11 protein-coding genes are annotated in these 13,535 nt (G+C 69.5%); 5 read left to right on the forward strand and 6 right to left on the reverse strand.

Annotation, left to right across the window (positions count from 1 at the left end; all coding sequences use genetic code 11):
* Positions 1–2: 2 nt before the first annotated feature.
* Both P2PM1_RS11175 and pcaF read right to left on the reverse strand, forming a co-directional pair.
* On the reverse strand, positions 3–293 hold the full coding sequence (locus tag P2PM1_RS11175; RefSeq protein ID WP_186388906.1) for a PilZ domain-containing protein: 291 nt from the start codon (positions 291–293) through the stop codon (positions 3–5).
* Positions 294–517: 224 nt separating this feature from the next.
* A complete protein-coding gene (pcaF, locus tag P2PM1_RS11180; protein ID WP_186399116.1) occupies positions 518–1,723 on the reverse strand; it encodes a 3-oxoadipyl-CoA thiolase in 1,206 nt (401 codons plus the stop codon).
* 462 nt (positions 1,724–2,185) lie between these two features.
* On the opposite strand from pcaF, the gene P2PM1_RS11185 reads away from it, so the two are divergent.
* From P2PM1_RS11185 to P2PM1_RS11205, 5 genes are read left to right on the forward strand one after another with little or no spacing between them, the layout of a single operon-like run.
* Positions 2,186–2,443 carry an acyl carrier protein gene (locus P2PM1_RS11185; RefSeq protein WP_371636645.1) on the forward strand — a complete coding sequence of 86 codons (258 nt, stop codon included), beginning with the start codon at positions 2,186–2,188 and terminating at the stop codon, positions 2,441–2,443.
* Positions 2,443–3,624 carry an acyl-CoA dehydrogenase family protein gene (locus P2PM1_RS11190; protein WP_186399433.1) on the forward strand — a complete coding sequence of 394 codons (1,182 nt, stop codon included), beginning with the start codon at positions 2,443–2,445 and terminating at the stop codon, positions 3,622–3,624. The genes P2PM1_RS11185 and P2PM1_RS11190 overlap by 1 nt, the downstream gene beginning before the upstream one ends.
* A gap of 12 nt (positions 3,625–3,636) precedes the next feature.
* Positions 3,637–4,548 carry an amino acid--[acyl-carrier-protein] ligase gene (locus P2PM1_RS11195; RefSeq protein WP_186399117.1) on the forward strand — a complete coding sequence of 304 codons (912 nt, stop codon included), beginning with the start codon at positions 3,637–3,639 and terminating at the stop codon, positions 4,546–4,548.
* 2 nt (positions 4,549–4,550) lie between these two features.
* Positions 4,551–5,546 (forward strand): DUF1839 family protein, encoded by a 996-nt coding sequence (locus P2PM1_RS11200; RefSeq protein WP_186399118.1) that lies wholly within the window; start codon positions 4,551–4,553, stop codon positions 5,544–5,546.
* A 40-nt stretch (positions 5,547–5,586) separates the two neighbouring features.
* The gene (locus tag P2PM1_RS11205; protein ID WP_186399119.1) at positions 5,587–8,064 is read left to right on the forward strand and encodes a glycoside hydrolase family 2 protein; all 2,478 of its coding nucleotides are present in this window, start codon (positions 5,587–5,589) and stop codon (positions 8,062–8,064) included.
* On the opposite strand, the gene P2PM1_RS11210 is transcribed toward P2PM1_RS11205, so the two are convergent.
* The 4 genes from P2PM1_RS11210 to P2PM1_RS11225 are packed head-to-tail and all read right to left on the reverse strand — an operon-like array spanning position 8,049 to position 13,504.
* Positions 8,049–9,842 (reverse strand): alpha/beta fold hydrolase, encoded by a 1,794-nt coding sequence (locus P2PM1_RS11210; RefSeq protein WP_186399120.1) that lies wholly within the window; start codon positions 9,840–9,842, stop codon positions 8,049–8,051. The two genes, P2PM1_RS11205 and P2PM1_RS11210, sit on opposite strands and share 16 nt — an antisense overlap.
* The gene (locus tag P2PM1_RS11215; protein ID WP_186399121.1) at positions 9,839–10,891 is read right to left on the reverse strand and encodes a glycoside hydrolase family 5 protein; all 1,053 of its coding nucleotides are present in this window, start codon (positions 10,889–10,891) and stop codon (positions 9,839–9,841) included. Before P2PM1_RS11215 ends, P2PM1_RS11210 begins: the two co-directional genes overlap by 4 nt.
* Positions 10,878–12,260 (reverse strand): lipopolysaccharide biosynthesis protein, encoded by a 1,383-nt coding sequence (locus tag P2PM1_RS11220; RefSeq protein WP_186399122.1) that lies wholly within the window; start codon positions 12,258–12,260, stop codon positions 10,878–10,880. The genes P2PM1_RS11215 and P2PM1_RS11220 overlap by 14 nt, the downstream gene beginning before the upstream one ends.
* Positions 12,257–13,504 (reverse strand): glycosyltransferase family 4 protein, encoded by a 1,248-nt coding sequence (locus P2PM1_RS11225; protein ID WP_186399123.1) that lies wholly within the window; start codon positions 13,502–13,504, stop codon positions 12,257–12,259. The genes P2PM1_RS11220 and P2PM1_RS11225 overlap by 4 nt, the downstream gene beginning before the upstream one ends.
* Between the last annotated feature and the right edge of the window lie 31 nt (positions 13,505–13,535).

Here is a 13,535-nt window from a genome sequence, read left to right on the forward strand (position 1 = left end):
GGTCAGGTCAGGTTCTTCAGCCAGGACAGCGGCTCGCAGAATTCGACGCCCATCTGGTTGCCGTCCTGCCAGACGATCCGCACCCTGGTGCGGATGTTCTCGGGCAGGAAGATCAGCTCGATCGCCTCGCTGCGGGTCAGCGGGGTCTCCAGCTTGAGACGGGCACCATGGGGGGACAGGTTGACGATCCGGCAGTCGATGCCGAACCCGCCCTTGCCCTCCAGCACCAGCCGGCCCTGCTTGAGAGTTCGCACCCGGCTGCTGCGGCGCGCGTCCTCCCTTTCAGCATCCACGTTCTCGACCTCCTGTTCCGGCGGCGGCGAACACACCGCCGACCCTGCCTCAGGTTCGGACACGCGAAGCGTGCCCTGCCCCGGACAGCTTCACGATACGGATCGTAGCGGCCAAGGCTCAAGAAATCGTGTAGGGCGAGCCCTTTCCTTTCTCCTACTTTCTCCCGGTCCGGGCGCGACAGTTCGTCGCCCCGGACCTCACCAGAGGGGTCGCAAGGGGCCCGTCAGGCCCGCTCGATGGCGCAGGCAATGCCCTGGCCGACGCCGATGCACATGGTGGCGAGGGCGCGGGCGGCGCCGCGCTGCGCCAGTTCCAGCGCCGCCGTGCCGACGATGCGCGCGCCCGACATGCCGAGCGGATGGCCAAGCGCGATGGCCCCGCCATTCGGGTTGACGTGGTCGGCATCGTCCGCGAGCCCGAGCTCGCGCATCACCGCCAGCCCCTGGGCGGCGAAGGCCTCGTTCAGCTCGACGACATCGAAATTGCCGATCGACAGGCCGAGCCGCGCCATCAGCTTGCGGCTCGCCGGCACCGGGCCGATGCCCATGACGCGCGGCGGCACGCCGGCCGTGGCACCGCCAATGATGCGGGCAATCGGCGTCAGGCCATAGGCCTGCACGGCGTCTTCCGAGGCGATGAGCAGCGCGGCGGCGCCGTCGTTGACGCCGGAGGCATTGCCGGCGGTGACCGACCCGCCCTGGCGGAACGGGGTCGGCAGCTTGGCGAGCTTTTCGGCCGTGGTGCCGGCGCGCGGGTGCTCGTCGCGCTCGACCACCACCGGATCGCCCTTGCGCTGCGGAATGGTCACCGGGACGATCTCGCGGGCGAGACGGCCGTTCTCCTGGGCCGCGACGGCGCGGTCCTGCGAGCGGGCGGCGAAGGCGTCCTGGTCGGCACGCGCGATGCTGTAGTCCTCGGCGACGTTTTCCGCCGTCTCCGGCATGGAATCGATGCCGTATTGCGCCTTCATCAAGGGATTGACGAAGCGCCAGCCGATGGTGGTGTCGTGGATCTCGGCATGGCGGGAAAAGGCGCTGTCGGCCTTGGGCAGCACGAAGGGCGCGCGCGACATGCTCTCGACGCCGCCAGCGATCATCAGCTCCGCCTCGCCGGTGCGGATGGCGCGCGCGGCCATGATCACCGCGTCCATGCCCGAGCCGCACAGGCGGTTGACCGTGGTGCCGGGCACCTCGACCGGCAGGCCGGCAAGAAGCGCGGCCATGCGGGCGACATTGCGGTTGTCCTCGCCGGCCTGGTTGGCGCAGCCATACAGAACATCGTCCACCCGCGCCCAGTCGACGCCGGCATTGCGCGCCATCAGCGCGCGGATCGGCACCGCCCCGAGATCGTCGGCCCGCACCTGGGACAGGACGCCGCCGAAACGGCCGATCGGCGTGCGGACATAGTCGACGATATAGGCATTGCGCATCAAAGACCTCCCTGGTCCGCCCGGACCGTTATTGCCGGCGTCTTTTTCCCCGCCCCTCAGGCGGGCGTCAACGCCTCTCGCCGGCATATACTAATTGATCGACCGGTCGGTCAACGAAAAGCCCGACGGCATCCAGGCGGACGGGACGAAGAGGGGCGGGGGGAAGGCGCGAGCTGGCACGGGCCCGCCGACACGCGGCGCGCCGTATGGTCAAAGCGTCGCAGTCGGGTTCGACGCCTTGCACAGGTCAGGATTAACCTTAATAAATCTCCAGCTTTTGTCTGCAATCATCTTTAGATATTTTCAATCCGGACATGCGATACCGCAGGCAACGAGATCGCCAAACGGTTCGGCTCCGACATCTGCATTCCTTTGCGTCACTCGCTGAAGCACATTTCGGACATAACCGAACCACATGGACACAAGTATTTTCGCTGGTGTCGCATTTACAGGAGCGTGACAATGTCAATCATCGAGGATGTGCGCGAGATCATCGCCAGCCACGGCAAGCTTCCGGTGGATGTCGCCACCCTTGCCGACGACGCCGATCTCTATGCCGCCGGCCTGTCTTCCTTCGCCTCCGTCCAGTTGATGCTGGCGCTGGAGGAGCGGTTCGACATCGAATTCCCGGAGACGATGCTCAACCGCAAGACCTTCGCCAGCATCAGTGCGATCTCTTCGGCGGTCGCCGAGCTCGCCCCGCAAGAGCGGGTGGCGTGATGAACGCGCTCGGCTCCGCTCTGGCGACGACGCTCTGCGAGCGCATGCGCCGGGTCGCAACCATCGCCGCCGCCCATGCGGACGCGGTCGACAGCGAGGCGCGGTTCCCGCGCGAAGCGGTCGAGGCGATGCGCAACGAACGGCTGCTCGGCTGCCAGATCCCGGTGGATCTCGGCGGCGAGGGCGCCACGGTGGCGCAGATCGCCGAACTCTGCGTGATCCTCGGCCAGGCCTGCGCCTCGGCGGCGATGATCTTCGCCATGCACCACATCAAGGCGTCGAGCCTGGTCAGCCATAGCGAGGGCGACGACTGGCACCGCGGCTTCATGGCCAGGGTGGCGAGCGAACAACTGCTGCTCGGCTCGGCCACCACCGAAGGCGGCATCGGCGGCAACCTGCGCAACTCGATCTGCGCGATCGAGGTCGAGGGCGACACCTGCCGGCTGCAGAAGGACGCCACCGTCATCTCCTACGGCCTCGATGCCGACGCCATCCTGATCACCTCGCGGGCACATCCCCAGGCCGCCTCCAGCGACCAGGTGATGACCGTCTTCCTGAAGGACCAGTACACGCTCGAGCAGACCCATGTGTGGGACACGCTCGGCATGCGCGGCACCTGCTCCGACGGCTTCCTGTTCAAGGGCGAGGCGCCGGCCAGGCAGATCCTGCCCCGGCCCTTCGCCGAGATCGCCGCACAGTCGATGCTCGCCCATGCGCATATCCTGTGGAGCGCGGTGTGGTACGGCATCGCCGCCGACGCCTTCGCCCGGGCCCAGGCCTTCGTGCGCGCGGCCGCACGCCGCACACCCGACCAGGCGCCGCCCGGCGCGCTGCGGCTGGCCGAGGCCTCGACCCTGCTGCAGGGGGTGAAGGCCAGCATCGTCGCCGCCGTCGAGAAATACGAGGAAGCCCGCCAGGACGAGGACAAGCTGTCGTCGATGAGCTTCGCCGTCGCCATCAACAACCTGAAGATCGCCAGTTCGCAGACGATCCTGTCGGTCATCAACCACTGCATGCTGATCTGCGGCATCCTCGGCTACAAGAACGGCACGCCCTACAGCCTCGGCCGGCACCTGCGCGACGCGCATTCGGCCCAGTTGATGATCTCCAACGACCGCATCCTCGGCAACACGTCGACCATGCTGCTCGTGCACAAGCAGGACACCAGCCTTTTCGGCTGAGGGGAGGACAGAATGGACATGCAGAGCTCGCTGCTCGACCGGCTGCTCGCCGCCGGCCTGCTGATCGACACCGGCATCGACGGCCTCTATGGCCGCAGCGGCGCCTTCGAGGACGTGATCGCGCGCTTCGAAAAGCTGATCGATGTCCACGCGCCGGCCGATGCGCGGCCCGAGGTGATCCGCTTCCCGCCGGGCATGAACCGCACCCATTTCGAAGGGTCCGGCTACATGAAGAGCTTCCCGCAACTGGCCGGCACGGTGCACAGTTTCTGCGGCTGCGAGCTCGACCACGCCAACCTGCTGCAATGTATCGCCGAGGGCGGCGACTGGACGGAGGGGCAGAAGGCGACCGACGTGGTGCTGACCCCGGCGGCCTGCTATCCGCTCTATCCGGTGATCGCCAAGCGCGGGCCGCTGCCGGAGGGCGGCGGGCTGTTCGACCTGCAGTCCTACTGCTTCCGCCATGAGCCCTCCAAGGACCCGGCCCGCATGCAGCTCTTCCGCATGCGCGAATTCGTGCGCATGGGCACGCCGGACCAGGTGACGGAGTTCCGCGAGGACTGGATGGAGCGCGGCCAGGCGCTGATCTCCGCCGTCGGACTGGACGTGGAACTGGACACGGCGAACGATCCGTTCTTCGGCCGCGCCGGCAAGATGATGGGCAACAGCCAGCGCGAGCAGAAGCTGAAATTCGAGCTGCTGATCCCGGTGACCTCGTCGGCGAAGAAGACCGCCTGCCTCAGCTTCAACTACCACCAGGACCATTTCGGCACGACCTGGGGCCTGACCACCCATGACGGCGAGACCGCGCATACGGCCTGTGTCGGCTTCGGCCTGGAGCGGATCGCGCTCGCGCTGTTCGCCCGGCACGGGCTGGACACGGCCGACTGGCCGGCCGACGTGCGCAAGGCGCTGTGGGGCTGACCATGCCCGCATTCGACAGGCTCGCCGCCCTTCGGGCCGACGGCTACCGGCCGCATCCCCTGCATGACGCAGGCAGGATGTGGCCGGAGACCAATTGCTATGTCGACCTGTGGATCGAGGTGCTGCACGCGCTCGGCCTGCCGGTGGAGGCAATGCTCGGCTTCACCGTGACGCAGGATTTCGAGGGCGACCAGTTCACCTTCTTCAAGGTGCCGCTGGAGGACCTGGAGGCGCTCTACGGCATCCGGGCGACGGAACTTGCCGTCTACGAGCCGGTCGAGCGGCATGTGGCGACGCAGATCGCCCGCGGCCGGCTGTGCCTCGTCGAGGTCGACAGCTATTTTCTGCCCGACACGCAGGGCGTCAGCTACCGCATCGAACACGGCAAGACGACGGTGGCGATCACCGCGCTCGACGAAGATGCCAGGCGCCTGCGCTACTTCCACAATGCCGGCTTCTTCGAGCTGGAGGGCGAGGATTTCGACGGGGTGTTCCAGCGCGGCGACCAGGCCCAGCCGCTGCCGTTCCTGCCCTATACCGAATTCGCCAAATTCCCCGAGACCGCCCCGGCCGGCAACCCGCGCGAGATCGCCTGGCGGCTGCTTGCCGGACATCTGGCGCGGCGGCCCAAGGACAATCCCTTTGCCGCCTATGCATCGGGCTTTGCCGCCGAGATCGAGGCGCTGTCGGAGCGGCCCTTCGAGGCCTTTCACAAATACGCCTTCAACACGCTGCGCCAGGCCGGCGCCAATTTCGAGCTGGCGGCAAGCCATCTCGACTGGCTCGCGCCGGACGGCAGCCTTGCGGGGGAAGCGGGCGCGGCGCGCGCCATCTCCGAATGCTGCAAGACGCTGCAGTTCCAGCTTGCGCGGGCGCTGGCGCGCAAGCGCTTCGCCGGGCTCGGCGAGGCCTTGACGCCGGCAGCAACGGCCTGGGACACGCTGATGACCGGGCTGGAAGCGAATCTTGCGGCACGTGCCGGCACCCGCGCGGCGTGACGCTGCGGCCGCGCGGCCCGGCCGGACCCGGGGGAGCCAGATGATCGACCTTGCCACCCTGCCCGCAGCCGCCAACCGCCTTGCCGGCGCCGACTGGCGGCTCTGCGTGACCCCGGCGGATGCCTGGGCAACGCCCGCCGAGATGGACGCGGACGCCGACTGGCTGCCGGGAAAGGTGCCGGGAACGGCGGCGGCCGCGCTGGAGGCGGCGGGGCGGTTTTCCCGCGAGGCACCGACGCCGCTGCACGACAAGGACGTCTGGTATCGCTGCCGGATCGAACCGGCGCGAACCGGACGCCACGTCCTGCGCTGCGACGGGCTGGCGACGGTCTGCGAAGCCTGGATAGACGGCGCGCCGCTGCTCGCCTCCGACAGCATGTACCAGCCGCTGGAGGTCGAGTTCGATCTGGGCGGCCCGGCGGAGCTGGTGTTCTGCTTTCGCGCGCTGACGCCGCATTTCGCCCGCAAGGGACCCCGCGCCCGCTGGCGGACGCGGCTCGTCGACGAGCCGGGCCTGAGGATGGTGCGCAGCACGCTGCTCGGCCACATGCCGGGCTGGTGCCCGAGCGTGCATGCGGTCGGGCCCTGGCGGGCGATGACGCTCGCTGCCGCATCCGACGTCCTGCTGCACGATCTTTCGGTCCGCGCCGCCTTGCGCGCGGACGGCACCGGAGAGCTCACTGTTTCGCTGCGGCCCGGCGAGGCCTTTGCGGCCGGCGCGCGCATTGCCTGCGCCGGCGTGGAGGCGCCGCTGCACGAACAGGCGGACGGCAGGCTCGCGGCGACGCTGGAGCTTCCCGATATCGAACCCTGGTGGCCGCACACGCACGGAACGCCCGCGCTGCACGAGGTCCGGCTTGTCGGCGGCGGCCACGACCGGTTGCTGGGACGCACCGGCTTCCGGCGGATCGAGGTCGACCGGGGGCCGGACGGCGAAGGCTTCGCCCTTCTCGTCAACGGCGTGCCGGTGTTCTGCCGCGGCGCGGTGTGGACCAGCGCCGACATCTGCGCCCTGCCCGGCACGGTCGAGGCCTATCGCCCCTGGCTGGAGCTGGCGCGCGACGCACATATGAACATGCTGCGGATCGGCGGCACGATGGCGCCGGAAAGCCCGGCCTTCTTCGAGCTGTGCGACGAGTTCGGCATTCTCGTGTGGCAGGACCTGCCCTTCGCCAATTTCGACTATCCGGCGAGCGATCCCGACTTCGCGGCGAAAGTCGCCCGCGAGACGGCGGACCTTTTGGCCGCAAGCAGCGCCTCGCCCTCGCTTGCGGTGATCTGCGGCGGCAGCGAGATGCACCAGCAGGGCGCGATGATGGGCCTGCCGGAAGAGCGCTGGCGCGGGGCCTTGAGCGAGGAGATCCTGCCCGGTGCGGCGGCAGGCGCGCGGCCCGACGTGCCCTATGTGGCTAACTCGCCGAGCGGCGGGGCAATGCCGTTTTCGCCCAATTCAGGGATCGCCCATTACTACGGCGTCGGCGCCTATCGCCGGCCGCTGGAGGATGCAAGGCGGGCAAATGTGCGCTTTGCCGGCGAATGCCTTGCCTTTTCCAACGTGCCGGAGCCCGGCGCGGTCTGCGAGCTCGCTCCCTGCCACCATCCGGACTGGAAGCGCGGCGTGCCGCGCGACCGGGATGTCGGCTGGGATTTCGAGGACGTGCGCGACCACTATCTGCGCGAACTCTACGGGGTCGAGCCGCTCGACCTGCGCTACGGCGATCCGGCCGCCTATCTCGACCACGGCCGGGCGGCCGTCGCCGAGGTGATGGAGGCGACATTCGCGGAATGGCGGCGCCAGGGATCGGGCTGCGGCGGGGCGCTGGTGTGGACCTTCCAGGATCTGATGCCGGGCGCCGGCTGGGGCGTCGTCGCCCATGACGGCACGCCGAAATCCGCCTGGCATGGCTTGCGCCGGGCGTTCGCGCCGCTGCGCCTGACCGTCACCGACGAGGGCACCAACGGGCTCGACATCCACCTGCAGAACGATGGGCCCGACGCACGCCCCCTGCGGCTCGAGATCGCGTGCCTGCGCGAGGGGCAGATGGCGGTGGCGAGCGGCGCGGAGGTGGTGGAGATGCCTGCGCATGGCAGCCTGAGCCTGCCGGCGACGCGGCTGATCGGCGCCTTTTTCGACACGACTTTCGCCTTCCGCTTCGGCCCGCCGTCGCATGACTGCGTGCATGTGCGGGCGCTTGATCCGCAGACCGGCACGGTGCTGGACGAGGCGTTCCACTTCCCGCTCGGACGCGGCCGCGCCGCGCGAGGGGCGAAGGTTGCCGCCGAGGTCGTCGCCGCGCCGGAGGGCGGCTGGTGCCTGCACCTGTCGACCGACAGGGTGGCGCAGAGCGTCGCGATCCGCGACGAGGCGTTCCAGGCGCTCGACAACGGGTTTCACCTCGCTCCCGGTGCGGTGAAGCGCGTCGAGCTGCGCCGGCGGGCCGGGGCGCCGGGCGAGGCACGGCCGCGCGGGCAGGTCGCGCCGCTCGGCGGGCTGCCGGTGCCTTACGCGGCGGGCTGAACCTCCGCCGCCGTGGCCTCTCCCGCCCCGGCACGGGTTCCCAGAGACGCCGCGATCACCTGGTCGCGCAGCGCCAGCCGCGCCGCCGCCGGCGTGAGGTTGTGGTCGGCGTCCGGAATGAGGACGACGGCGATGTTCGGATAGGCGGCGAGCCGCTTCCACCCTTCGCCGAAGAATGTCTCCAGCTCGGCAAGGCCGGGATCGCCCTCGCTGAAGACGAGGACGACGCCGACGCGGCGCAGGGTCAGGGTCGCAAGGTTGGCATGCACCTGCCGGTAGAGCCGCGAGAACGGCGCCAGCCCGAACAGGAACGGCGCAAGACGCCGCTCGCTCTCCCGCCAGGCCCGGATCGTCAGATTGCGCAGGATGCCGATCGGGTGGGACTTGCCGGCCAGCACCCGCTTCCATTTCTCCAGGTTGAACAGCTTGCGGCCATACTCGCTCGCCGAACTGTGACCGAAGCGCAGCACCTCGGCGACATCGTCGCGCGGGTCCCACAGGAAGCGCTGGAGATTGACCGCCACCACCTGGGCGACGCGCGGGTCCGTCACCGCGCCGTTCAGCGCCAGATAGGCGCCGCCGCAATTGCCGGTGACGACGACGCGGCTGCCGCCGCCCCTCACCTCGCACAGATCGATGGCGGCGGACAGTTGCGCCGGAAGCGCGGGATCGTAGTGCACGATGGCGGGGCCGGCGGGCAGAGGTCGGCTGTCGCCGATATCGGCAAGGTCGAAGCGGAAGGAGGGGATGCCGGCCATGGCAAGGGCGCGGGCGAGTTCCACCGCGCCGCGGGCCCAGCCTGCGCGCGGATTGCCGCCGGCATTCAGCAGGATCACCGGCAGGGCCTGCGGATCGGGTCGGGAGGGCTCACACCAGACCCCGACCAGGGCCTCGCGCGGGCCGAACAGGCACAGGGTTTCCTGGAAGTCCGCAGCGGCGAGAGCGGCCGGTGCTGCGGCCGGCGCAAGGTCGTCACTGCCCGCCAGACCGCCCTCCGGCAGGAGGCGGCGCAGCCAGGACATGACCTTCGCGAAGTCGGCCTCCGGCACGATCGAGCCGGTCGGGTCGCTCATCAGGTCGTCATAGCCGGCCATGATGCCGGCCTCGCCGCCGGTGGCGCCGGCCAGCGCCTCGCACAGGGCGATTTCCGCGGAGCGTCCCTCGCGCGCCAGCGCCAGCACCGGACAGGCCGGCGGCGTCAGGGAGCCGAGGTCGAGGCCGCGAAGCTCGCCGGCAAGCGCCTCCGACAGGGGCAGGCCGGCGATCTGCAGCGCCTCGCCGGGGCCGGGTGCGGGGGCCGAGCCGGTGATCTCGCCGATCATCGAGGCGCGGGCCTGGGTCTCGCGCAGCCAGAGGCGCCCCTTGACTGGCGGCGCCAGCAGCACGAGGCCGGTGATGCCGTGCGGATGGGTCCCGGCATGGCGCAGGCACAGGGCCGCGCCGAGCCCGAGGCCGAGCAGCACGACGCGGGTGGCCTTGGTATGCCGCAGCAGCGTCTCGCAGGCGGCCGCGAGCGCCGCCTCGAACGGGGCGAGGCCCTCGATCTCTCCCATGCCGGCGAGCGAATCGCCCGCGCCGGGCTGGTCGTAGCGCAGCACCGGACAGCCCAGCGCCGACAGGCGGTCGGACAGCACGCGCAGGGCGCGGCGGGCGCAGAGCGCCTCGTAGCCCCAGGGCTCGCAAACGACCACGCCGACATCGCCGCCGGCCATGTCCAGCAGACCGAAGGTGCCGGCGAAGGCGACCGGCAGGCGCGGTGCGGGGTCCCTCGTCGTCATCGGCGGCGCAACGCCTCGCATGTGCGCTCCTGCTCTGTCCGGCGCGGGATGAAATGCTCGATCGCCACCATCTGCGGCCGGTCGAGCCCGTCCTCGAGCGGCTGCACCGAGAGCGGATGGTCGCCCCACCAGTCGCCGGCGGCCCAGATCGCCCAGCCGGCCCAGATGTCGGGGCGCGCGTTGACAAGGCCGACGAGGCGCGCAAGGCCGCGATAGCAATCGGGTCGGGCATGGCCGCCGAACTCGCCGAGGAAGGCGCGGTTGCCGGTCTCCTCCATCCAGGCGGTGACGCGCTCCAGCGCGGCGATCGCCTCGTCCACCTTGTTGCAGGCGGTCCTGGTGCCGGAATAGTCGTCGTCGAGATACTGGTGGATGTCGAAGCCATAGTGATTGAGCGGGTCGATGACGCCGCGCATCACCTGCGCATTGGAGCCGCCCGGCTGATCGGCATACCAGTGAACGGCGCCGGTCCAGATGGTGCCCGGCACGAGGATGAAATTGTCGGCCCCGGCGGCGCGGATCTCGGCGATGGCGGCATTGGCGGACGGCAGCCAGTGCTGCGCCGTGATCAAGGCCGGCTCGTTCATGAGCAGGTAGATGACGTCGTCGCGCCCGGCAAAGAGCGGCGCGAGACGACGCCAGAAATCGGCGAAGGCGGCAATCGGCACATCGTCGCTGCCGATGGTCTTCTGGTAGTACATGGCGAAATTGTGCGGATCGAGCACGACCGTCATGCCGAGCCCGGTGGCGGCCGCGACCGTCTCGCGCAGGCGCGTCAGCTCGGCCGCATCGAACTCGGCGAATTGCCGCTTCTGCAGCCGCTCCCAGCGGAACGGCAGGCGCACGACATTCATCCCCTTCGAGCGCAGGTAGCGCAGGGTCTCGGCCGAGGGATAGATGTAGTGACGGCCGAACTCGCCGGGCAGCGCCTCGCCGAACTCGGCGCCGGCCGCATTGGCGCCGCGCAGGCACTCGGCCGCGCCCACGGGCAGCGCGCCGAGCAGCAAGGCGGCGAGAACGCCGCCGGCTATGATCCTAGAGACGGCCATTGTCCCCCGCCTCCAATTGCCGAGCGGCCTCGCCCGCCGCCCGCCTCTCGCGCCAGCGCAGGACCAGGAAGGAGGTGGCGGCATTGTCGACCTGCCACTTGCGCAGCACCCAGCGGCGCGAGATCAGGTGCAGCGTCACCAGTTCGATGACGCCGGCCATGGCGACGCCTTCCGGTCCGAACTGGCTGGCCAGCAGGAAGAGCAGGCCGAGATAGGCCGCGAACACCAGGCTGCGCGCCTTGAGCAGATAGGCCTCGCCGCCACCGATCATCATCAGCCAGGTGCCGGGCCCGAAGAAGGCATGGGCAATCGCCCCGATGGACAGCAGCACCAGCACCGGGAAATGCTCGACAAAGGCGGGATTGAACAGATGCAGCACGAAGGGCCCGACCACCAGCAGGGCGAGGCCGCCGATGAAGGCCAGCACGAAACTGCCCGCCGACAGCATGGAGACGAGCTTCTGCGCGCCGGCATAGTCCCGCTCCTGGAAGCGGGCGGAAATCAGCGGCACGCCGACCGTGTCGATCGCCAGCACCGGCAGGATCAACAGGGAGGCGATGCGGGTGGCGACGAAATAGAAGGCCGCAACGTCCAGGCCGATGGCGATGCCGATCAGGATCGTCTCGAAATAGACCGCGGCGGCCGAGAAGAAGCCGTTGGCCGAGAAGGTCAGCGTCTCGCGGCGCCAGGCGCGCGAGGGGACCTGCGCCCGGGCCTCGGCGGAACCCAGGAACGACAGCCCCTCCCGGCCGACGAAGCGGACGAACTGGTAGCCGACCATCAGCGCGAGCAGGCCGGTGACGATCTCGATCGCCGCAGCGCCGGTGTGCAGCAGGCCGGCCCAGGCAAGGCCCACCAGCGTCAGGCTGGACACCAGGCGCCAGAGATTCTCGCGCGGCACCAGGGCCAGCACGATGCGCGCATGGACGATGAAATAGCTCTGCAGATATTCGCTCAAGGTGAAGATCGCCCCGAACAGCAGGGCGACCGGCAGGTGGTCGTAAGGATAGGGGAGCCGGTCGGAGAAGATCCAGACGACAAGCGCCGCCAGCACCTGGCCGCCGCAGCCGACGCCGAGCCACAGCGCGTTGTAGAAGAGGATCGGCTGGTTGGTCTCCCCGCGCACATGCTCGGCCACGCGGAAGTGCTTCATCAGCAGGACCTGCTGGCCGAAGACGGCGATCAGCCCGAGCGAGGAGCCGATCGAGAACAGGAAGATGTAGAGGCCGTATTCGTCGGTATCGAGCACCCGGCTCGCCACCAGAAGCAGGGCGAAGCTCAGCACCGTGCTGCTGCCCCGGCTGACCAGCGCCCAGAAGATCTTGCGACCTCCCTTGCTGGCGATAATGGCGCGGATCCGCCCGATCATGAGGCCACCTGCTCGCGCCCGCGCTCCAGGCGCGCCGCCGCATGGTCGATGGCACTCGTCAGGAACCTCGTATAGGCGGCGGCGACATGCGGCCGATAATAGGGCTCGGCGGAGGCCAGCGCCCCCCGCGACAGACGCTCGTAAAGCGCACCGTCGCCGGCGACCCGGTCGATCAGCGCGGCGAGCGCGGCGACATCGCCGGGCGGGAACAGGAAGCCGTTATGGTCGTCGGCCACCGTCTCGGCGATGCCGCCGAGATCGGAGCCGAGCACCGGCACGCCATGGGCGAAGGCCTCGATGGCGACACGGCCGAAGGCTTCGCGGCCGAGCGAGGGGAACACCAGCAGGTCGACCTGCGGGAAGAACGCCGCCGGATCGCTCCAGCCGAGGAAGCGGGTCCGCTCGGGGGGAAAGGCGCGGGTGAGCGCCGGTGCGTCGCTGCCGTCCGGCGCCGTGCCGGCGATGACATAGTCCACCGGCCGGCCGGTGGCGGCACAGGCCGCCTCGCCCAGCACCTGCAGCCCCTTGAACGGCGTGTGGACGCTGAGAAAGCCGACGCGCAAGGGACGGTCCGCCGGGAAGGGCCGTGCCGCGGCGCCGGCAACCTTGTCGACGGCGCCGGGAATGCGGGCGCTCAAGGCATTGGGGAAGTAGCCGGCCGAGACATGCCGTTCGATCACCTCCCGGCTCTCGCCGCAGACCGCGTCGACATAGCGGGTGAAATGGCGCTTGCCGAGCGAGGTGAGCCAGCAGCCGGTGCACTGGCTTTCGCAGTTGCGTCCGTCGGGCTTCTGCATGACGCCGCGCCAGCACAGCAGGAAGGCGCTGCGCAGCGTATGCGCCACCGGCACGCCGAGCGAGCGGGCCGCCGCCCAGGAGGCGACGTTGATGTTCTCGATACTGTCGGTCAGCAGCACATCGGGCCGGAAGTCGGCGATCTCGCGGCGCATCACCTGGAAGGCGCGCGGATTGCCGTTTTCCAGCAGATGCCAGACGGCCTTCTTCCAGGTCGGGCGGGGCCGGCGATAGTTCCAGTAGACATTGGTCGGGCGGATGCGCCGGACCTCGAACCCGTCGAGGCGCTCCAGCCCCTCCTCGTCCGCCGCATTGACGACGCGCAAGACATGCCCCTCGCCCGCGAGCATGCGCGCGAGCATCAGGGCGGAAATCGGCCCGCCGCCGTCCATGTAGGGCGGAAAGGCAGCGCAAGCCATCAAGATGCGCATCGGCCTGGGCGGGTTCATGGAGCTTGTCCTAGGCGGTGAGTCTACCCCG

It is taken from the genome of Stappia sp. P2PMeth1 (genome assembly GCF_900185735.1).
Lineage (GTDB): Bacteria > Pseudomonadota > Alphaproteobacteria > Rhizobiales > Stappiaceae > Stappia.